This window comes from Jatrophihabitans fulvus, assembly GCF_054781375.1.
Window position 1 is genome coordinate 719,277 of sequence record NZ_BAAGUN010000001.1, and the last position, 20,668, is coordinate 739,944.

A 20,668-nucleotide genomic window follows, 5' to 3' on the forward strand; every position below is an offset into this window, starting at 1 on the left:
GGAGGACGACGATGATCGGCACCAGCTTCCTGCTGCTGAACGGCGGCGACCCGGCCGTCGCGACGTTCTTCCTGTTCGAGCTCGACGGCCTGGAGATCGGCATCTTCAAGGAGGTCAAGGGCCTCGAGTTCAACATGACCACCATCGACGTCGCCGAGGGTGGCCAGAACCGCTACGTCGAGAAGCTGCCCGGTCGCACCACGTGGAGCAACATCACGCTGCGCCGCGGTCTGACCCACAGCGACGAGATGGCCAAGTGGCTGCAGAAGTACTCCGAGGCCAGGTACACCGCCTCGGGATCCAGCGACTCGAAGCCGAAGACGCAGCGCCTCACCGGGGCCATCACCGCGCTCACCGAGAACTACCGCCGGCTGCGGTCGTGGGAACTCATCGACGCCACCCCGGTGCGCTGGCGCGGCCCCGAGTTCGCCGTCGGCCAGCAGACGCAGCTCGAGGAGGAGCTCGAGATCGCGCACCACGGCCTCGAGTTCAACACCTTCGACACGCCGCGCCCCGGTTTCCTGCCGCGTAACGCGAAGGCCGCCAAGGCGATGTTGCGATGACGGACCCGCAGCCGTCGAGCCTCGGCCCGCGGGCCGCGCACCGGCTGCGGTTGCCCGGCCCGCCCGTCCGTCTCGGCCCCCGCCCGGCTCCCATCGGCAGCCTGGCCTCGGCCACGCGCCGGTTCTCCACCGGCCTCGCCCGTCCCACCGTGACCCGCCGCGCGCTGCGCGGCCCACAGGTGCTGACGGTGCCGTCGTACCGCACCGCCAACACCAGCCCTCCGCGCTGGTGGCACCCCGATCTCGCCCCGGCGGCGCCGGAGCCGCCGCCGGTGCCGAGGCGCGGGCTCGCGCGCGCCGTCCGCCGGGTCGACAACGACCAGAGCTGGACGCCCGGCAGCATCGTCGAGAGCCTCAAGGCGCAGGTCGTGCCCGTGCGCCGCGTCGACGCCGTGCAGGCCGCGGGACCGATGCTCGTGTCCCAGGACCGCACCAAGCTCAACGCCGTCACCATCCGGCGCTCGGCCTCGGCCGCGGCCGCGGCGGCGACGCCGGCCGTGCCGCCGCGCCGCGCGTCGGGCCCCACCGCGTCCGCGTCGTCAGCGCCGTCCGCGTCGTCCGCGCCGTCCGCGCCGCAGGCTTCCGCGCCTGCGGCCGCGCCGCAGGCTCCCGCGCCTGCGGGCGCGCCGTCCGCCCCGCCGGCCCCCGGGCCTGCGGCCACGCCGCCCGTCGCGCAGACCACGCCGGCGCCTCCCGCCGCCCCGCCGGCGCCGCCTCGCCGACGCGCCGAGCGGGTGTCGCGCCTGGCCAGCGCCCGCACGCCCCGCACCGGGCCCGACGGCGGCATGCGGACGGGCGTGCGCCCGCTCGCCCTCGTCGCGCCCGACGCCACCCCGGTCGCCGCCCGCGCGCTCGACGACCGCCGCGGTGCCGCCGAGCCGTTGCGCCGCATGGTCGGCGCCGGCTACACGGTCGCGCCGGCGACGCAGCCGTCCGCGGCGCCCACCCGGCTGTCCGGACCCGTCGTGCCGATGACCCGCGCGGCCCGCGAGGCCGCCCCCGCCCCCGCGGCGCGGGGCCGCCACCGCGCGGCCGCGGCACTGCCGACGGCTTCCTCGCCGGCGGTTCCCTCGCCGACGGCAGCGTCGGCGGCGGCCTCTTCACCGGCGGCAGCTTCGCCGGCGGCAGCGTCGCCGACGGGGCTCCCGTCGGCACCTGCGGCAGCTGCGCCCCGCACGCCGGCCGCCGTCGCGGCGCCGCTGCGGCGGCGTTCGATCGCCCCGACCGGGTTGGCGCTGGCCACCGGACGTCCGCTGCCCGCGCTCGCGAGGGGCGCCGAGGCCGTGCGGCCCGCGCTGGCCACGAGCGTGCTGCCCTCGCTGACCTCCGGTCACGGGTGGCTGCCCGGGGCGCGGCAGCGTCCGGTCGCCGCGGCCCCGCTGCAGAAGCACGGCGGGCCCAAGGCGACCACACGCGCCGGTGCCCCCGAGCGCGCCCGGACGCTCGGCATGACCGACCTGCTCGCCGCACCGGTCGGCGACGACGCGCCCGTGCGGCGCAGCACGGCGCCGCTGGCGACCGCGTTCGCGCCGTCCGACGAGGTCCCGGTGGCCGGGGCGCCCCGTCCGGCAGCGCCGCCGACGACCGTGCCGATCCCGGCCGCGGCGCCGCCGGTGCCCGCCTCGGCCCGCCGCAGCCCGCTGGCCGCGGCGCAGCGCCGCGCCGAGGTGCGCCGCAGTGCCGCTTCGACCGCCCCGGCCACCGCTCCGGCTCCGGCCGCCCGTCGCGAGTCCGCGCCCACCGCGCCGCCGGTCGTGCCCGCGCGGCGTGCCCAGACCGTCGCGAACCCCGCTGCCACCGGGCCCGTGCGCCGTCCGGTGGCGGGCACGCCGGCCTCGGCCGGCTCGCTCGCCGAGGCCTTCGCCCGGCGCTCGCTCATCACGCCCGTCGCGCCGCGGCAGGGCCCGTCGCACCTGCCCGCGCCGCCGCCGGTGAGCATCCGGCGCCCGGAGACCCCGCTGGACCTGCCGTCCTCGTCGGGCGGCCCGGGCATTCCGGACGGCATGGTGCGCAGTTCCACCGGCGCGCTGCGTCGCTCGCTGGTCGACATCGTCCAGGAGATGTCGCAGGCGATCGCACGGTCGCCGGAGTCGGCGACCGCGGCCGAGGCGCCGCCGAGCCAGGAGATCGCGCCGACAGGAGGCGACATGCCCGAAGGTCAGCAGCGACTGCGCATCGTCAAGGACTCGTCATCGCCGGGAGTGCAGCCCGGGCCGGTCGTCGACCCGGTCGACGTCGTCAAGGCACTGCTCAACGACGCGGACGCGATGGAGGTGCTGGCCACCGAGGTGGTCGAGCGTCTCGAGGCGCGCGTCGTCGACGAACTCGAACGCCGCGGCCGCCGCCACAACCCGGGAGTGTTCTGATGAGCGACAACGTGATCAAGGCGTACCTCGAGATCGAGAAGACCAAGAGCAGCGAGAAGAACCAGAAGATCGTCTGCCAGTTCAACCCCGACACCTACAGCGTGTCGAAGTCGAACTCCTTCCAGTCGGCGGCGGCCGCCGCCGACACGGCGCAGATGGGTGCCGACGGCAAGCCCGCCAACACCCACAAGATGAAGACCGTCGAGGAGCAGACGCTCGACAGCACCAAGGCCGCGACGCTGAGCCTCAACCTGCTGTTCGACACGACCGACGAGCGGGACAAGCCGGTCACGAAGTACACGGCGAAGATCTTCGCGGCGATGAAGCCGGTCTCCTACCCGGCGCCGAAGCGCAAGGGCGCCAAGCCGGGGGAGTCGGCGACGATCACCCGCCCGCCCCGCGTGAAGTTCGGCTGGGGCAAGGAGGTGTCGTGGTGGGCGTTCATAGAGAGCGCCACCGTCACCTTCGAGTTCTTCTCGAGCACGGGCGTCCCGCTGCGGGCACGCGTGCAGCTGACGCTGACGCAGGCCGGCCCGGACGACGCGTACACGCGCCAGAACCCCACCTCGGGAACGCCCGCGCCCCACCACATCCACCGCGTGCAGCGAGGCGAGACGCTCGACCGCATCAGCGCGCGCTACTACGGCGACTCGACGCAGTGGCGCACCCTCGCCGTCGCCAACGGCATCGAGGACCCCCTCGGGCTGCGTCCCGGCATGGCCCTGGCGATCCCGGAGCCAGGAGCGTAATGACCAGCGATCTCGACCCGGTCGTCACCTGCGGACGCACCAAGCTCGCCCCGCAGTGGCTCAGCGCGCTGCGCTCGCTGCGCATCGAACGGTCCGTCGGCCTCGTCGGCCGCGCGACGCTGCGCTTCGTCGACCTCGGCTACGGGCTGTCGGCCGGCGACCAGTTCACCCTCGGCAGCGACGTGAAGGTCAGCGAGCCCGGCGGCGGCACCCTCTTCGAGGGCACGGTCACCGGCGTGAACCTCGACCTGGACAGCCAGGCCGCGCCGCAGTTCACCGTCGTCGCCGACGACGCCGCCTTCAAGCTCATGCGCGGCACGCAGGTGACCACGTACCTCAACGGGTCCTACACCGCCGCGCTGCAGCGCGTGTGCAGCCGTCACGGGCTGCGTCCGGAGCTGGGCAGCAGCACGATGACCATGGAGTACCTGCTGCAGGCCGGCACCGACCTCGAGTTCCTCAACTCCGTCTGCGAGCGGCTCGGTTTCAGCTGGTTCGTCGACGAGAACAAGACGCTCGTCGCCAAGAAGCTCAAGCTCGGCTCGCCGGTGGCGACGCTCGACTTCGGCAGCGAGCTCGACTCGTTCACCGTCCGCGCCTCGGGCCTGCGCCCGACCGAGGTGAGCGTGGTCGGGTGGAACCCCGACCAGCAGAAGGACTTCACCGACAAGAACCCGGCGAGCACGACGATGAACCCGCCGGCCTTCGTGGCCGACTACCTCGGCGCCAAGCCCGCCAAAACGCTGACCAAGTCGGCGACGTCCGTCGCCGACCGTCCCGCGCTCACCGCGGGCGAGGCCAAGACCATGGCCGACGCCATGTTCGAGGAGTGGAGCTCCGCCGCGGTCGTCGCCAAGGGGCAGTGCGCGGTCGACAGCCGCCTCAAGCCGGGCGAGACGGTGTCGGTCGCGCAGGCGGGCCCGCTGTCGGGCAAGTACCTGGTCACCGGCGTCGAGCACACCTGGTTCAAGGGGCGGTTCCTGACCAAGTTCGAGTGCGGTCCGCGCCGCCCCGCGGGCCTGGTCGACACGCTGGCGCCCAAGGCCGCCGACCCCGGTTTCGCCGTGTCGGGCCTCGTCGTCGCCGTGGTCACCGACGCCAACGATCCCGACGGTGCCGGCCGGGTGAAGGTCAAGTACGCGGGCATCGACGGTGACGTCGAGAGCCCGTGGGCGCGTGTGGTCACGCTCGGCGGCGGCAAGGCGCGCGGCGCGGTCTTCTACCCCGAGGTCAAGGACGAGGTGCTGGTCGGCTTCGAGCACGGCGACACCCGGCGTCCGGTCGTGCTGGGTGGCCTGTTCAGCAAGTCGAACACCCTGCCCAACGGTGCGAAGTACGTCGCGAACGGCAAGGTCAACTACCGCCGCATCGCCTCGCGCAAGAACCACATCGTCGAGTTCGCCGACGGCGACCAGCCGTCCGAGCAGCACGTCCTGCTCAAACTCGGCACCAAGGAACACCGGATCCGCGTCGGTGCCGACCGCTTCGACATCGAGGTCACCAACGGCACGCCGCTGACCATCAAGGCCGGCGGTTCGAAGTTCGACATCAGCAACAGCGGCGACATCACCATCGAGGGCACCAACGTCACCATCAAGGCCAAGGCGGCCCTGAAGCTCGAGGGCGCGCAGTTGCAGGCGAAGGGCACCGGCACGGCGGCGTTCGAGGGCGCACAGGTGTCGGTGAAGGCCCAGGGTGTCGGATCGGTCGAGGCGAGCGGTCCGCTCACCATCAAGGGAGCGGTGGTGTCGATCAACTGATGAGCGAAGCTTGCGAAGCGAACAGGGGATACAGCGCGCTCGGAGCCTCGTCGGCGCCCGGAGCGGAGCGAGGACGTCGATGAGCGAGAGCAATTTCCCCATCCGCCCGGGGGATCCGGGCAGCATCGAGACGTCCTTCGTCGGCCGCGGGTTCTACTGGCCGATGGAGGTCGACCACACCGGATCGATCCGGCTGACGTCGACGGACGAGGACGTCGAGCGTTCGATGCGCATCATCCTGTCGACCGCGCCCGGTGAGCGGCTGATGCGTCCCCGCTTCGGCTGCGAGATCTGGGACCTGCTGTTCGAGCCGGTCACGCCGGAGCTGTTCGGCCGCATCGCGCACGCCGTGTTCGACGCACTCGGGCAGTGGGAGCCGCGGGTCGAGATCGAGTCGGTGACACCGTTCGGCGACGAGGACGACGCGTCGCTCGTCAACATCCACGTCGCCTACACGATGCGCGACACGAACGAGCCCCACAACCTCGTCTTCCCGTTCTACGTCATTCCGCACGAGGAGTAGGTCGCCATGCCGTTGCCCGCCCCCGATCTCGACGACCGCCGCTTCCAGGACATCGTCGACGAGGCCAAGCGCCTGATCCCGCAGTACTGCCCGGAGTGGACGAACCACAACGTCTCCGACCCGGGCGTCGCGCTGATCGAACTGTTCGCGTGGATGAGCGAGATGGTGCTCTTCCGCGTCAACCAGGTGCCCGAGCGGCTCTACACGCACTTCCTCAACATGATCGGCATCGAGCCGTTCCCGCCGTCGGTGGCGCGCGTCGACATCACCTTCTGGCTGTCGGCCGTGCTCGACACCCCGGTCGTCGTGCCGTCGGGCACCCAGGTCATGACGACGGCCGGGGCGAGCAGCGGCAGCCCGGACGCCGTCATCTTCACGACGGCACACGACCTGGTCATCGCGCCGCCGAAGCTGGTCGGCGCCATGACCACCACGGCCGACGGCGGCCGCGCCACCGACGTGTGGGACGAGGTCCGTTACAACCCGCGCGGCGCGGCCTGTTTCGCGTCGCCGCAGCTGACCGCGGGGGACGCGTTCCTGCTGGCCTTCGCCGAGAGCCTCGCCGGGGGCGCGATGCGCCTGTCGTTCGAGGCCGAGGCCGAGGGCATCGGCGTCGACCCGCGCAACCCTCCGCTCGCGTGGGAGGTCTGGAACGGCGAGGCGTGGCTGACGTGCCAGGTCACCGAGGACACCACCGGCGGACTCAACCGCGCCGGCGAGATCGTCCTGCTGATTCCCGTCGAGCACGAGTTGCTGACCGTCGGCAACATGTCCGCCTACTGGCTTCGGGTGCGGCTGCGCAGCTCCCAGCCCGGACAGCCGACGTACGCGATGTCGCCGCGCGTGCGCGCCGTCGAGGCCGAGATGCTGGGCGGCACGGTCCGAGCCGAGCACTCCGAGAACATCGCCGGTGAGCTGCTCGGCGCGAGCGACGGCCGTCCCGCCCAGTCGTTCACCGTCTCGAGCGCGCCGGTGCTGCCGCGCAGCCTCGAGGAGCACGTCGAGGTCGTCGACGGCGAGGCGGTCTTCGCCTGGACCGAGGTCGACGACTTCTCGCAGTCGGGACCCGAGGACCGGCACTACACCTGGGACAACGCCAGCGGTGTCGTCCGCTTCGGCCCGCGGGTGCGCTACCCCGACGGCGCCGTGAAGCAGCACGGCGCGGTGCCGCGCGACGGCGCCGAGATCCGCGTGACCGGCTACCGCCACGGCGGGGGAGCGGCCGGCAACGTCGGTGCCCGCACCCTCACGGTCATGCGCTCGACGGTGCCGTTCGTGCGCAGCGCGGTGAACCTCGCGAACGCGACCGGCGGCGTCGATGCCGAGACCGTCGGCGAGGCGAAGGTCCGTGCGCCGCTGACGCTGCGCACCGGGCAGCGCGCCGTCACCGCCGGCGACTACGAGCGGCTCACCCTGGAGTCGTCCGTCGAGGTCGCCCGGGCCCGGTGCCTGCCGGCGTCGCGCGACCACGGGTCGGTGCGCATGCTGGTCGTGCCGCAGGTGCGCGGCGACGCCGTCCGCCACACCATCGACGACTTCGCGCTGTCGGCGCCGCTGCTGCGCCACATCGGCGAGCACCTGGACGAGCACCGCCTGGTCGGCACCGCCGTCGAGGTCGGCACGCCGTACTACCAGGGCGTCTCGGTCGTCGCCCTCGTGCACGCCTCGCCCGGCCGTCCGACCGCGCTCGTGCAGCAGCGCATCGTCGACGCGCTGCACCGCTACGTCAACCCGCTCACCGGCGGTCCGGACGGCACCGGGTGGCCGTTCGACGTCGACATCACCAGCGCCCGCGTGTCGCAGCTGGTCGAGTCCGTCGAAGGCGTCGAGCGGGTCGACGAGCTGTTGCTGTTCGAGTACGACCTGCGCACCGAGCAGCGCCTCGGCGCGGCCAAGGACGTCATCAGGCTCGACCGCCACTCGCTGTTCATGTCGGCCCCGCACCAGGTGGTCGTGCGATGAACTCGCTCGTTCCCCGCGGCGGCCGCGCGCCGGTGCCGACGAGCCGCCCGCGCGCCCGGCGCAGCGAGTCGTGGATGCTCGACCAGCTGCCCGTCGGCATGCTCGACAGCGACTTCTTCGTGCGCTTCGTCCGCATCTTCCAGGACCTCGGCAGCACGCTGCTCGAGGACGCCGACAACGTCGACAACATCCTCGACGTCGCGGTCGCGCCCGACGCGCTCGTGCGCTACCTGGGTTCGTGGATCGGCAGCGCGTCGGTCGACCCGGAACTGCCCGTCGAGCTGCAGCGGCGCATCGTGCGCAGCGCGGCCGAGACGCTCACCTGGCGCGGCACCCCGCAGGGACTCGCACGCTTCCTCGAGCTCGCCAGCGGCGGTCCGGTCAGCGTCCGCGACGGCGGGGGAGTGTGGGTCGACGGCGACGCGCCCGACAACACGGCGTGGGTCGTGATGTCGGTGCGCTCGACCGGCTGGATGCCCGAGAAGGACTTCGTCGAGCTGGTGCGCGACGAGGTGCCCGCTCACGTGCGCGCCGTGCTGTACGTGGGCGAGCGGATCGTGTGGCGGTCGAACGAGGACGCGGAGGACGCGTGATGAACGACATTGATCGGACGGACGTCTGGGGCACGTCGGACACGTACGCCGACCGGCCGCCGACGGAGTCGGCCCGGGCGCTGCCGCAGCCGCGGGAGGAGGAGCAGCCGTCCAGCTACGGCGCGCTCATGGACTACCCGCCGTACGCGACCGAGCAGGCGCCGATGTCCGTCGAGGTTCCGCAGCAGCCGTCCGGCTGGCGGCCCACGCCGGGTCCGGACGCGACGCAGGCCGACCTGTTCGCCGCGCGCACGGCCGCGTCCGACTTCGAGGGCCGGCACGAGCGCATCACCTGCCCCGAGTGCGGAGCGCAGCAGTCGGTGAACCTGAACCGGCGCGACGCGGAGGACTTCTGCTCCCGCTGCGACTACCCCCTGTTCTGGACGCCCAGCCGCTACGAGCGCGACCGCAACGAGGCGGCCGCCGACACGTTGCGCCGGCTGCCCGGCACCGGGGGCAGCACGAAGCTCGCGCACAGCGCCTGCCCGCACTGCGCCGAGCTGAACCTCGTCAGCGCCGAGACCTGCGCCCGCTGCGGCAGCCCGATGCGGGTGATCGCGCCACCGCCGCCCCCGGCGCCCGCGCCCTACCTGCCGCCGCCGCCCCCCGAGCCCGAGGTGCCGCGGGACATCGCCTGGTGGGCGATCTGGCTCGCGGTCGGCTCGCTCGCGGTGGTCGGCGTGCTGCTCACCCTGTTCCTGACGGGTGTCATCCACACCTGATCGGCGCACCGACGTACGACGAAGGCCCGGCGGGATCTCCCCGCCGGGCCTTCGTCACATCCGCGGTGCGACTACTTCGCGTCGACCGTCTGGTCGTCCGGACTCGTGGTCGGCATCGAGAACTGCTGGGTGCCCGTCAGCGTCGTGGTCGTCTTGGTCGTCGTGCCGGTGGTGCAGGACATCGTCACCTCGACGGTGTACTTCGAGGTGTCGCTCGCGGTCAGCCAGAGGTTGTTCAGGGTGAACGTGTACGTGCCGTCCGCCTTCACCGTGAGGTTCACGGCCGACGACACCGTGCCGGCGGGGTCGGTCACCTTGTACGTCGCCGCCGAGTAGGTCGGGTTCGTGCCCGCGGACGGGGTCGCGGTGCCGGTGAACTTCTGCGAACCCTTCTGCTCGGTCAGCGTGATCGCGCCGCCGGGCGTGTTCATGAAGGTGAGGCCGCTCGCCGTGAACGCGGGATAGTCGGGCAGCTCGGCGGTGTACGTGGTCGACTTACGTCCCCAGAAGGCGGGCGTCGTCGACGTGACCCCCGGCGTCACCGAGCCGCTGAACACCGTGGTGCCGGCGCCGTCGGTGATCGTGACCGGAACGGTCGTCGGGGGCGCGGGGGCGAAGCCCGGCCGGGTGCCCGACGCGGCGGTGACCGCGACGTTCACCGGGAAGCCGACCTCGGTGAGGGTGTAGGCCTCTGACGTGTCGCTGCCCTTGGGGTCGCCGCTCACCACGATGCCGTCGTCGGTGCAGAGCACCTGCTTGCCGGTGCCGGACGGGCTGGCGGCCTGCGGGCACGCGTCCAGGGACTTGCCGCCGCTCAGCGCGCCGTAGTGGCCCACCGGGAGCCGTACCTTCAGCGACCACGTGCCGCTGAGGACCTGCGCCCACGTGTAGGTGAGCTTGCCGGTGGCACCGGACGCCGGGCCGCTGGTCGGCGCCAGCGTGCCGTCGACGGACGACACCAGGCTGACGTCGGTGATCGGCACCGGTGTCGAGCCGACGTCGATCGAGATGCTGACCGCATGCTTGACGCGCTGCAGCGTCACGGGCGGCACGGTGACGGGAACGCCGCTGCCGCCGGTCGACACGACCGCGTACGTGTCCGGTTGCAGGTAACCGGGAAGCGCGTCGTACTTGCCGTTGTCGCTCTTGGGCGCGTTGTAGCGAACCACGTACGAGCCGGACGTCACGTTGTCGAACCGGAAGTTGCCCGGCGCGCCGCTGGAACTGCTGGTCCTGGTCACCAGCGGGTCGCCGTTGTTGTCCTCCGCGACGGTGAACTTGTCGACGGAGCCGTCGGCCTTGAGGGTCAGCTTGCCGATCTCGACCGGAACGTCGTTCAGGGGGATCGTCTGGGAGCCCTTGGGCCCCAGGACCGATCCCTGCAGCATGTTCGCCGTCGGGGTGACGGTCATGTTGAGGGTGGCCGTCGCCGTCGATGCGGCAGGAACCAGCGTGTAGCTGCGCTGCGTGGTGGTGTCGATCAGCGGCCCCTTGACCGTGACCTCGTACTCGCCGGGGATCAGCGAGCTGAACGTCGCCGGTGTCGTGTTCGCGTAGGCCACCGGTCCCGCGAGGACGTTCGTGACGATGCGCCGGACCGTGACGGTGCAACCCTGGTCGGGCTGTCCGGCCGGGGCGGCGTCGCACTGGTAGTTGACCGCCGAGGTGCCCTTGGCGACCTGCAGCTGGACCTTCAGACCGGTCGCCGTCGCGTACAGGGTGTAGTCGGAGCTCGTGGCGCCGGGCACGAGGTTGATGTACGACGGCACGACGGGATCGACGGTGGGGTCGGTCGAGGTCGTGCCGAAGCCGGTCGCCGTGACGGCCAACGACCAGTACCCGGGCGTCAGGTTCGTGCCGAAGTCGAACGATCCCGGGACGACGTTGTTTCCCCCGGCCTTCGTCTTGACGGTGAGGGCATTGCCCACCGTGCACTTGTCCGCGATCAGCGTGGTGAGCGCAGCACCCGTGACGCCCGTCGGATCGAAGTCGTTGGAGCACTTCCTGATGCTCACCGAGGCGTTGGCGAGCCGGTTGGACGGGTAGTTGTTGTTCGGGTTGCCCTCGATCGTCCGCTGCTGACCGAGCACGCCCGTCACCGTGCCGGAGAAGGTCGCCTTTCTCACCAGCTCGATGGTCAGCGGGGTGCAGCTCGCGGCGCTGAAGGGGCACCTGAAGTAGATGGGGTCGCTGCTCTTGAGTTCGTAGCCGGACGGGGGAGTCACCGAGATGAGATAGGTGCCCGACGCCGCGCGTTCGGAACCGTCCGTCACCTTGGGGTCGGTCCACGACACGCCGCCCTTGCCGCTGGCCACCTGCAGGGTGATGCCCGAGACGCCCGAGGCGGCCACGGCGTGATCGAAGGACGTCGTGTCGTCCGGCCCCTGGAAGACCTTGTTCGCGGTCAGCTTCACCTTCGTCGCGTCGTCGGACTCCACGGCCTGGCCGTTGGCGGTGAGCGACACCCGCAGCGCCGAGCTGGTGCCCGTCGTCTGATTCGGCGGGGTCACGAACTTGCCGCGCGGCGTCAGCTCGATGGTCTTGGTGGCGCCGACGGTGAACTGCACCGACTGGGAGTAGGGCTGCACGCCCGAGGCGAGGTCGCCGGTGACGGACACGGTGACGTAGCGCTTCGCCAACGTCAGGTTGCCGGGGTCCGAGGCATTCGCCGTGGTCGGCAGGACCCAGGTCGCGGCCGCGCTGCAGGGGCTGTTCAGCGGCGGATAGACGCCGTTGACGGGCGTCCCCTGTTTGACGATCGCGAAGCAGCCGGCCGAGTCGGTCGTCAGCGTCTTCTGCGTGGGCGCGATCTGCCCCGAGGACGAGTCGCGCAGTCGCGCGGTGACGGTCACCTGGACGCCGGCGAACGGGTCGTTGGCCTTCGACTCCCGGTCGACGATCAGCGCGCCCGACACGGCGCCGACGCTCTGGGTGAGGTCCATCGAACCGGAGGCGGTCTTGTTCACCTGCACCGGAAGTCCGCGCAGCACCCCGTCGAGGGTGGGGACCGCCGACTGGGCCGTGTTCGGACGGGTGCTGACGAAACAGTTCGTCTGCCCGCCCGGGGGCACGGGCACGCCGTCGACCGTGACCGTGTTGCCCGCCAGCGTCGCCCTCGTGGCTCGCACCGTGGTGCGGTCGGCGCTCGTGACGTCGCAGTACGCCTTCCAGTCGCTGCCCTTCGGCAGGTACGACTGCAGGGTCCCGGTGGAGGTGTCGAGGTCGGTGTCGGGATCGATCACGCGAACGGTGAGCACGACCGTCGCGTTGCGCGGGAAGTCGAGGGGCACGTCGGCCGTCTGCCCGCGTGCCACCGTCTGCTCGGCCGGCTTCTGCGGGGTGTACCAGGGGTTGTTCGTCACGACGTACACGTCGTAGGTGCCGTCGCACAGGCCGGAGATCGACCACGAGTTCGTGGTGGGGTCGACCACCTTGTAACCCGCCTGGGCCTTGCCGATCGCGACACAGGTGCCCGTGTCGGCCGGCTTCTTGCACCCGTCGAGGTTCGGCCGCTTCGCGAGGGTGGAGGGCACCACGTACACGCAGGTGACGTACTGGTCGGTCGTCGTCGCCGCGTCGGGGTTGGTGGTGTCCGCGTGGGTCACCTTGGCCGGGTCCGTGTAGTTGTTCGGGCCGACGTCGATGCTGCCGCTGGTCGCCAGGGTTCCGGAGAGCTTGTTGGCCCGGATCAGCGCGACGGGCGGCACGGCCGCGGGCGCGTTGGCCGGTACCCGCACCGTCACCGACGCGGGAAGGTACCCGTTGGCGCCGATGATGAGGCGGTACTGGCCGGGCGGCAACCCGTTGTCGTCGGTCTTGATCGTGTACGGGGTGGGACCGTCCGACGCCGGGTTCTTCGTCGCGGGCGAGGAGAACATGCTGTCGTCCGCGCCGGCGTTGATGGGCACGTAGTACTTCGCGGCACGCGGGTCGTTCTGCGCGATCTCGGCGGCCGGTGGCGGCTGGCTGGTGTCGATGAGGGTGAAGCTCAGCTGGCACCCCGGCGTGTCCGAGGTCGAGCAGTCGATCTGCCCGCTCGGGCTCTGCGAGTCGGTGACGACGCCGCTGATCGTCGAGTTGTCCTCGAGCGGCAGCACGTCCAGTTGCAGCGAACCGTCCGGGACCTGGGCGGCCTTGCCGGACCCGGCCTTGACCGTCACCGACGAATAGGCGGTGGCGAGGTTCGCGTACTCGGCGCTGACGGTGTAGTCACCGGGCGCGACGCCGGTGACCGTGAACGTGCCGTTGTCGGTGGTCGCCTTGTACTTGTTGCTGCCGGACTGCAGGATCACGCCGGCGCCGTTGAGCGGTACGTACTTCTGGCCGTCGACGAGGACGGGGTCGCCCTGGTCGTTCAGGGTCACACCCGTGACGGTGCCGGTGACGATGCCGGCGGACGCGGACAGCTCACCGTTCTGGGGCACGAGGCGGCCACCGAGCGTCACCTCGACCTGCTTGGTCTGATCGAGGTAGCCCGGGGCGCTGAACGTGAACACGTACTTGCCCGACGGCAGCGCCGGAAGGATGTAGGTGCCGCGGACGTCGGCGTCGGTGAGCGTCGTCGAGGTGCGCACGATGTCGTTGCCGCTGGCGGTCACCGTCACGCCGCCGACCGGGATGAACCCGTCGGACAGCCCGGACAGGTCCTGACCGGTCACCTTGCCGGTGACGGTCGTGGCGTCGCGCGACAGGGTGAGGTCGATGCGACCCTCACCGCCCGCGCCGATCTTCTGCAGCGCCGACGCGGTGCCGTACCCCGGCGCGGAGGCGGTCACCAGGTAGGTCGAGGGCGTGGTCAGTCCCGTGACCGTCCAGGCACCGCGGTCGCTCTGCGAGTTCGAGCTGGTCGACAGGGTCGTGGTGCCGTCGGTGATCGTGATCGTGGCGCCGGGGATCGGGCCGGTGGGTCCGTTCACCTTGCCGCGAAGCTTGCCCTGTCCGGGCAGCAGCGTGACCTTCATCGGCTGGGTCGCGGCCTCGCTGGTCGAGTCCAGGACGTAACGCTGCGCCTGGAACCCGGGCTTGGAGAACGTCAGCAGGTAGAAGCCGGGCGCGCTGACCCGGGCGAACGCCCATGCGCCGTCGCTGGTGGTGCGCGTGACGCGCTCGCCGGACGGCTGCCGGTTGCTGCCGGCCGCCGCGGGCCGCGACGACGTCGTGGTGACGCTCGACGGGACCGCCAGCGCCTGCTCGGGGATCTTGCCGGCACCGTCGAACACGGCGGGGTCGACGCCGACGCCGTTCGCGCCCTGCAGCTGGTCGTCGACCAGCGAGGTGCGGCGCATCGAGACGGTCACGCCGTCGGGGTTGCTGCCGGCCAGCGTGCCGCTGAACTGCACCTTCGGCGTCGCCGAGGCGGTGGCGGCGTCGTTGCCGCCGTTGCCGCCGTTGCCGCCGTTGCCGCCGTTGCCGGAGCCGTTCTTCTTGTCACCGCCGCCCTGCTGCGCGCCGCCGCCGTCCGACCCACCGCCGGGCCCGCCGTCCTTCGTGCCGTCGGCGGACTTCGTGCTCGTCGCCGACTTCGTGACCCGCAGCTTGTCCCTGCCCTTCTCCGCCAGCGCGCTGGCGGAGTTCGCGGCGTCGTCGGGACTGCTGAAGGTGTTGGAGATGCGGGGGATGAAGGTGACGGCCAGGACGACCCACATCGCGATGATCGCGACGAAGGCGATGACCTTGGGACCGGTGCGACCGAAGATGGGCTTGCCGGTGACGGCTCCGTCGACGCTCTTCACCGCACCGGATCCGCGCGCGGTGACGGTGTAGACGTGTCGGGCCGCCTCGCCGATCATGCGGTGGCGGACCCGCACCGGCGTCGTGACCACGCGGGTCTGGCCCGGGCCCACCTGCACCGAGCGCGGCAGGCGGAAGCGCAGTGACGTGCTGGAGTGCACGTCGAGCGCGACGTCCTCGGGCGTGCCGCCGGTGTTGGTGACCGCGACGCTGAGCCGTCCCTTGAGCCGTCGCTGCTGCTCGGCGGGACGGATGGCGACCTCGACGCGTCCGGGCGCGTCGACGACGAGCGTGCCGTCGGCGATGGCCGCGGGGGACATCGCACGCCCGGTCACCGGGTCCAGCGCCTGCACGGTCACGGCGAACGCGTAACCGCCGGGCATGCTGCCCGCCGCCGGCTCGAGGGCGAACTCGGCGGTCACCGAGTCGCCCGGCAGGACGACGCCGGTGCGGATCGGGGCGGGCAGCCACGACGCGTCGACACCCATGACCGCGACGGCGATGACGCGGGGTTCCGGCGAACGGTTGACGACGACGACACCGGCGCCGGCCGGTGTGCCGGCGGAGGTGCGCACGACACCGTCGCGGGCGAGGAGGCGGACGCCCGGCGGCAGCTCGGCCGGCTCGCGCATGATCAACGAGCCGGTCATCGGTTCACCTTCACCGTGATGGTTGACGTGGTGCTCGGACGGACGGTGACCCGCTTGTAGGTCACGGCGTCACCGGGGTCGGGCGTGGGCGACACCGCCACCACGTACTGGCCTGCCTCGACGTCGTTGACGGCGAATGCGCCGGTCCGCCCGTCCGTGAGCTTGCTGCGGTACACGATCCCGGGGTACTGGTCGCGCTGGTACAGGAAGACGGTCCAGTTCGGCAGTGGCTTGTTCTTGCCGTCGACGACCGTGCCGGTGACCGACGCGGGGTCGTTGAGCACGATGTCGGCGAGGCTCGCCGGCACCGACTCGCCCGCGACGACGGTGACGCTGCGCGAGGTGGGCGTCGTGCCGGTGCTCGTGCTGGCGGACAGGGTGTAGGTGCCGGGCGGGATGGCGTCGAAGACGTACCGGCCGCAGTCGCCCACCGAGGCGGACGTGACCGCGAACGACGACGACCCGGAACTCAGGGTCACGCTGGCCTCGCCGAGCCGCGCGCCGGAGCCGCAGTGGCGGGTGCCCTTCACCTGGCTGATGTAGCCCGCTACGCGTCCGGTGGCGGTACGCATGACGACCGGGATGCCCTGCGCGGTGAGCGTCCCGGACCCGGCGGTGACGACACCGCTCGCGTCGACGGCGACGGCGATGGTCTGGGTCTCGAGGTCGCTGCGGGAGAAGGTCGCGGTGTAGGAACCCGGACGGGGCAGGCCGCGGATCTGCCACGTGCCCACGCCGGCGCCCGAGCTCGCGCTCGTCGTCTGGCGCACGATGGTGCCGTCGGTGATCGTCACGCTGACGCCGCCGAGCTCGTTGGAGTCGCCGGGCGAGCCCGCCTGCGGGAGCGACGACGTGCCCGTGGCGAGGGTGACGATGCCCTGGACGGTGGCCGACGACTTGCTCAACGAGATGTCGACGCCCTGCAGGTGCTGGCCCTGCGTCAGGCTGAGGCTGAGCGTCTGTGCGCCGAAGCCCTTCGCACTCACGACGACCGTGTAGGTCGCCGGCGTGGCGAGCGCGCGCAGGGCGAACGTGCCGGTGCCGGTCACCGACACGGTGCTGGCGGTCGACGACCCCGACGTCGCGACGAGGCTCGCCCCGCCGAGCCTGCGGCCCTCGCCCGTCACGGTGCCGCTGATGAGACCGTCGCCCTTGACCAGTTGGACCTGCACGCCCTTGCGGTCCTCGCCGGCGCCGACGTCGACGCGCTGGACGGCGGTGGCGTAGCCGGCCTTGACGACCACGAGCCGGTACACGCTGGGCGAGGGCACGTTGCTGAGCGTGAAGGTCCCGTCCGAACCGATGGGGACCTGCTGGACGACCGCGCCGGCGCCCGGGGCCGCGGCGCCGGAGGTCGTCGGCGAGCCCGGGGTGGCGGGCGCGTTCAGCCGGGTGCGGGAGCCGGCGTCGGGCCCGGTGCCGGACGCCGAGCCGACCGCCGGGAGCGAGCCGGACTCGAGGTACAGCGTCGCCGCACCCACGTCGTCGCCGCTCACCGTGCCGCTGATCTTCGCCGGGACGCCGCTGACCGTGACGTTGATGTTCTGGGTGACCTTGCCGTCCTCGAGCGTGACGTCCGAGGCGTTGTCCGGGGTCGCCGAGGCGGGGTACCAGACCGCGGTGAGGCCGGCCCCGCGGAAGGAGAGCTTGTAGCTGCCCGCCGCCAGGCCGCTCACGGCGTAGGTGCCGTCCGGCTTCGTCGTCGTCGACGCGATCGCGTTCTGGGCGTCCGAGGCGTCGTACACGTTCACTGTGACGCTGCGGGCGCCCGCTCCGGTGGTGAGCTGGCGGACGGTGCCGGACACCCCCGAGCTGCCGGACCCGTCGTTCTGGGAGTCCTGGGCGGCGGCGACCTGCAGCGCGAGGTTGCGGTCGGCCGCGCTCTGCGCGACCAGCTTGGTCAGCGCGAGCGAGATGAGCAGGGCGAAGACCGTCGCCGCGGCCAGCAACCCCATGAGGGCCAGGGCCCCGCGCGCGAAGATCGGTTTCTGGATGAACGTGGCGCCCGCGAGGGCCTGCCGTTCGTTCTCGTCGTCGGTGGCCGCCGGGAGGACGACGGCGGCGGCCGGCGCGTCGTCGACGAAGACCGACAGCGAGCGGACGGCGGGCGAGCCGAAGAACGGCCGCTTCGCCCGCGCGCGCATCTCGACGACGGCGTGCTGTCCGGGAGCGAGCACGAGACGGTCCGGTTCGAACTCGAACTGGACCTCGCTCTCCGGGTCGGAGGCGCTGAGGTAGCCGTCGAGCTCGGTGTTGCCGGTGTTCTCGACGAGCAGGCTGAAGCTCGAGCGCTTGCCGCCCTCGAAGACGAGCGGGTCGACGCGCAGCTGCGAGTCGGGAACCGCCGGCACCACGAGGTCGATGTCGGCGACGACGCTGTCGTAGGGCTCGGTGAGCTCGCGCACCTGCACGGCGAGGCGCCGGGTGCCCGCCGTGAGGCCCGGCGGCGGCTCGACGGTGAGCTGGACGGCCCGCACCTCGTCCGGGAAGAGCGACAGCGAGTCCTCGGACAGCGTCACCCAGCCGGGGTCGGCGCCGAGCACGCGCAGCGCGTAGCCGCCGATGATGTCGGCCGTGTTCGTGACGGTGACGATCACCGTCGTCTCGCGGCCCGGAGCGACGTCGATGACGTCCGGTGTCACATCGACGCGCATGTCACCGCTCCGGTTTCGGCAGCACGAGACGCCCGGCGGTGGCCCGGCCGCCGCTCTCGAGCGTCACGATCGCGGTGCTCTGCTGGTAACCGGCCAGGGTGGCGGTGACGCTGTACGTGCCGCCCGGCAATCCCGACAGCGTGTACCGCCCGTCGGAGGAGTTCGCCGTGGTCGTGTACGTCGTGAGCCCGTTGGTCGCCCTGATGGCCGCGCCGGCGGCCGGGTTCCCTCCTGCGCGGACGATGCCCGTCAGCGTCCCCGAGGCCTGCCGCAGCACGATGGGCGGAGTCGGACCGGACCCCGTCGTCACCACCGTCGCCGACTCGTAGTTCGGCGCGCTGGCCGTGATGGTGAGGCTCCCGCCGGACGCGCCGTTGATGATGAAGCTGCCCTTGTCCGTGCCGCCGGTGAGGGTGGATGTCGACAGCGCCGGACCGCCGGAGCTGTCGGTGACCGTGACCGTCGCACCGCCGATGCCGTCGCCGTTCGTGTCCTTGACCGACCCGAGCAGGCTGTTGTCGCCCGCCCGCAGCGCGACCGTCAGGTCGGCCGACTGCTGGCCGGCCTTCAGCGCCACGACGCGCGTGACCGTTCCGCGCTTGGGGCTGGAGACGGTGACGACGTAGGTGTCGGGGGTGCGCAGCCCGCTGATGACGAACCGGCCGACCTGGCCCGTCGTCGGCGTGCCGACGGTGATCTTGCGGCCGTCGACGGTGGTGCTCACCGTCGCGCCGCCCAGCGGTTGGCCGCCGGAGGTCACCAGGCCGGTGATGCTGCCCTGGTTCGCGCCGAGCAGCACGGTCGGCTCGATGCGGCGGTCGCCGCCGGAGACCGTCTCGGTCAGCGTGCTGGGCTGGTAACCGGGCGTCTGGAAGGTGAGCTCGTAGCTCGCCGGCGCGGCGAGGCCGACCAGCTTGTAGGCGCCGGCGGCGTTCGTCGTCGCCGACGCCGCGACCGTGCCCGTCGACGCGCCCAGCAGCGGCCGCGCGGTCACCTTCGTGCGCGGCGGAACGGACGAACTGCCGTCGTCGACGAGCCCCGAGATGGTGGCCTTGTGACCCGTCATGACGGCGTTGACGCCGGCCTTGGTGGCCTGCGGGTCGGCCGCGACCCACTGCGCCTGCGCCTGTGCCGTGCGGCCCGGGAACCAGACGGTGTCGAAGCCGTCGCGGCTGAACTTGATGCGGTACTGGGTCGGGAACAGCCCGGCCAGCGCGTAGGTGCCGTCGCTCTGCGTCGCCGCGCTGCTGGCGGCGACCAGCTTGCCGTCGCGGCCGAGTCGGTAGGCGGTCACCAGGATGCGGCCGACCGGACGGCTGTCCGCCTTGCCCACGACCCGGCCCTTCACCGTCGCGCCCGTGCCCGGGGGCATCTGGCCGGACTTGTCGAGGGCGCCGGCGGGGGCGACGTCGGCACCGGCCGCGCCGGCGCCGTTGCCCGCGGCACCGCCGGCGCCGCCCTTGCCGCCGTCCTTCTCGGGCAGGCTGGCGAAGAACGAGGCCGGCGCCTGCTTGGTCACCGGGTCGTCGGCGAACACCTTGAGCAGGCCGAACAGGAACGCGCCCGCCCAGAGGGCGAGGATGCCCATGAGGATCAGGATCGTCAGCAGGCCGCGGCCGATGAGGGCGCGTTGCTTGAGGCGGACGACGACGGTGCGCTTCAGCTCGCCGGCTGCGATCGGCTCCGCCGGCAGGACGGGATCGTTCTCGGCGGGCTCGTCGGGCACGAAGCTGCTGACCCAGCGGTCGGCGAGCTCCTCCTGGGTCGGCTCGGCCGGCGGGAGCGCGGGTGCGACGCCCGGCAGCAGTTGCCGTGCCAGGGCCTCGACGCTGACCGCACGCTCGGTCTCGGAGCCGAAGATCATGCGCGGGCCCTTGACCCGCACCAGGATCGGCACGATCGTGCCCGGCTCGACCCGGCGCCGCTCGGGGGTGAACGTCACCTCGGTGCGGCGGTCGACGTCGACGCCCTTCAGCGTGACGTCGAGCGGGACGTTGCCGGTGTTGACGAGCTCGAGCACGTAGCGGGCGCTGCGGCGGGCGCGGGCCACGCGGGGGCGCGCGGTGAGGCGCAGCCCCGGATCGGCGGCGACGTCGAGGTCGACGTCCAGGTAGTCGGGCGGTCCGGCGGTGCCGTGCGACACGAGCTCGACGGTGAGGGAGTGGCGTCCGGCCGGGTGCGCGCGCGGCACGGCGAGGTCGACCCGCAGCGTGCCGGACGAGTCGGGGAACAGCGGCAGCATCCGCGGTTCGGAGGTCACGTGCTCGGTGGCGAGGCCGATCACGTTCGCGCTGACACCGGCGATGACGTCGTCGGTGTTGCGGACGTCGATCGTCAGCGCCGTCGACTCGCCGGGGCTGACCGCGAGCGACGTGGACTCGGAGGAGACGCGCATG

11 protein-coding genes are annotated in these 20,668 nt (G+C 72.2%); 8 read left to right on the plus strand and 3 right to left on the minus strand.

Annotated elements, in window-relative coordinates:
- The first annotated feature begins 11 nt into the window (after positions 1 to 11).
- The 8 genes from ACYVP9_RS03550 to ACYVP9_RS03585 all read left to right on the plus strand — a co-directional run bounded on the left by ACYVP9_RS03550 (position 12) and on the right by ACYVP9_RS03585 (position 9,238).
- Positions 12 to 563 carry a phage tail protein gene (locus ACYVP9_RS03550; RefSeq protein WP_460603310.1) on the plus strand — a complete coding sequence of 184 codons (552 nt, stop codon included), beginning with the start codon at positions 12 to 14 and terminating at the stop codon, positions 561 to 563.
- Positions 560 to 2,929: a hypothetical protein gene (locus ACYVP9_RS03555; RefSeq protein ID WP_460603311.1), complete on the plus strand. Its 2,370-nt coding sequence runs from the start codon at positions 560 to 562 to the stop codon at positions 2,927 to 2,929. The genes ACYVP9_RS03550 and ACYVP9_RS03555 overlap by 4 nt, the downstream gene beginning before the upstream one ends.
- Positions 2,929 to 3,678 (plus strand): CIS tube protein, encoded by a 750-nt coding sequence (locus tag ACYVP9_RS03560; protein WP_460603312.1) that lies wholly within the window; start codon positions 2,929 to 2,931, stop codon positions 3,676 to 3,678. Before ACYVP9_RS03555 ends, ACYVP9_RS03560 begins: the two co-directional genes overlap by 1 nt.
- Positions 3,678 to 5,438: a type VI secretion system Vgr family protein gene (locus tag ACYVP9_RS03565; protein ID WP_460603313.1), complete on the plus strand. Its 1,761-nt coding sequence runs from the start codon at positions 3,678 to 3,680 to the stop codon at positions 5,436 to 5,438. The genes ACYVP9_RS03560 and ACYVP9_RS03565 overlap by 1 nt, the downstream gene beginning before the upstream one ends.
- Before the next feature lie 79 nt (positions 5,439 to 5,517).
- Entirely contained in the window at positions 5,518 to 5,961 is a 444-nt protein-coding gene (locus ACYVP9_RS03570; RefSeq protein ID WP_460603314.1) for a GPW/gp25 family protein, read from the plus strand.
- 6 nt (positions 5,962 to 5,967) lie between these two features.
- The gene (locus tag ACYVP9_RS03575; protein ID WP_460603315.1) at positions 5,968 to 7,923 is read left to right on the plus strand and encodes a baseplate J/gp47 family protein; all 1,956 of its coding nucleotides are present in this window, start codon (positions 5,968 to 5,970) and stop codon (positions 7,921 to 7,923) included.
- Complete coding sequence (locus tag ACYVP9_RS03580; RefSeq protein WP_460603316.1) at positions 7,920 to 8,516, plus strand: phage tail protein; 597 nt, start codon at positions 7,920 to 7,922, stop codon at positions 8,514 to 8,516. The genes ACYVP9_RS03575 and ACYVP9_RS03580 overlap by 4 nt, the downstream gene beginning before the upstream one ends.
- Complete coding sequence (locus ACYVP9_RS03585) at positions 8,516 to 9,238, plus strand: hypothetical protein (protein ID WP_460603317.1); 723 nt, start codon at positions 8,516 to 8,518, stop codon at positions 9,236 to 9,238. The genes ACYVP9_RS03580 and ACYVP9_RS03585 overlap by 1 nt, the downstream gene beginning before the upstream one ends.
- A gap of 71 nt (positions 9,239 to 9,309) precedes the next feature.
- On the opposite strand, the gene ACYVP9_RS03590 is transcribed toward ACYVP9_RS03585, so the two are convergent.
- From ACYVP9_RS03590 to ACYVP9_RS03600, 3 genes are read right to left on the minus strand one after another with little or no spacing between them, the layout of a single operon-like run.
- Entirely contained in the window at positions 9,310 to 15,618 is a 6,309-nt protein-coding gene (locus ACYVP9_RS03590; protein ID WP_460603318.1) for a carboxypeptidase regulatory-like domain-containing protein, read from the minus strand.
- Positions 15,615 to 18,272, minus strand: coding sequence for a carboxypeptidase regulatory-like domain-containing protein (locus ACYVP9_RS03595; protein WP_460603319.1), 2,658 nt, complete (start codon positions 18,270 to 18,272; stop codon positions 15,615 to 15,617). Before ACYVP9_RS03595 ends, ACYVP9_RS03590 begins: the two co-directional genes overlap by 4 nt.
- A 1-nt stretch (position 18,273) precedes the next feature.
- Positions 18,274 to 20,667 carry a carboxypeptidase regulatory-like domain-containing protein gene (locus ACYVP9_RS03600; protein ID WP_460603320.1) on the minus strand — a complete coding sequence of 798 codons (2,394 nt, stop codon included), beginning with the start codon at positions 20,665 to 20,667 and terminating at the stop codon, positions 18,274 to 18,276.
- Between the last annotated feature and the right edge of the window lies 1 nt (position 20,668).

Bases quoted from the DNA above. Each gene is read 5' to 3' on its own strand.
- ACYVP9_RS03550 (WP_460603310.1), top strand. From the start codon at position 12: ATGATCGGCACCAGCTTCCTGCTGCTGAACGGCGGCGACCCGGCCGTC.
- ACYVP9_RS03555 (WP_460603311.1), top strand. From the start codon at position 560: ATGACGGACCCGCAGCCGTCGAGCCTCGGCCCGCGGGCCGCGCACCGG.
- ACYVP9_RS03590 (WP_460603318.1), bottom strand. From the start codon at position 15,618: ATGACCGGCTCGTTGATCATGCGCGAGCCGGCCGAGCTGCCGCCGGGC.
- ACYVP9_RS03595 (WP_460603319.1), bottom strand. From the start codon at position 18,272: ATGCGCGTCGATGTGACACCGGACGTCATCGACGTCGCTCCGGGCCGC.
- ACYVP9_RS03580 (WP_460603316.1), top strand. From the start codon at position 7,920: ATGAACTCGCTCGTTCCCCGCGGCGGCCGCGCGCCGGTGCCGACGAGC.
- ACYVP9_RS03575 (WP_460603315.1), top strand. From the start codon at position 5,968: ATGCCGTTGCCCGCCCCCGATCTCGACGACCGCCGCTTCCAGGACATC.
- ACYVP9_RS03560 (WP_460603312.1), top strand. From the start codon at position 2,929: ATGAGCGACAACGTGATCAAGGCGTACCTCGAGATCGAGAAGACCAAG.
- ACYVP9_RS03565 (WP_460603313.1), top strand. From the start codon at position 3,678: ATGACCAGCGATCTCGACCCGGTCGTCACCTGCGGACGCACCAAGCTC.
- ACYVP9_RS03600 (WP_460603320.1), bottom strand. From the start codon at position 20,667: ATGCGCGTCTCCTCCGAGTCCACGTCGCTCGCGGTCAGCCCCGGCGAG.
- ACYVP9_RS03570 (WP_460603314.1), top strand. From the start codon at position 5,518: ATGAGCGAGAGCAATTTCCCCATCCGCCCGGGGGATCCGGGCAGCATC.
- ACYVP9_RS03585 (WP_460603317.1), top strand. From the start codon at position 8,516: ATGAACGACATTGATCGGACGGACGTCTGGGGCACGTCGGACACGTAC.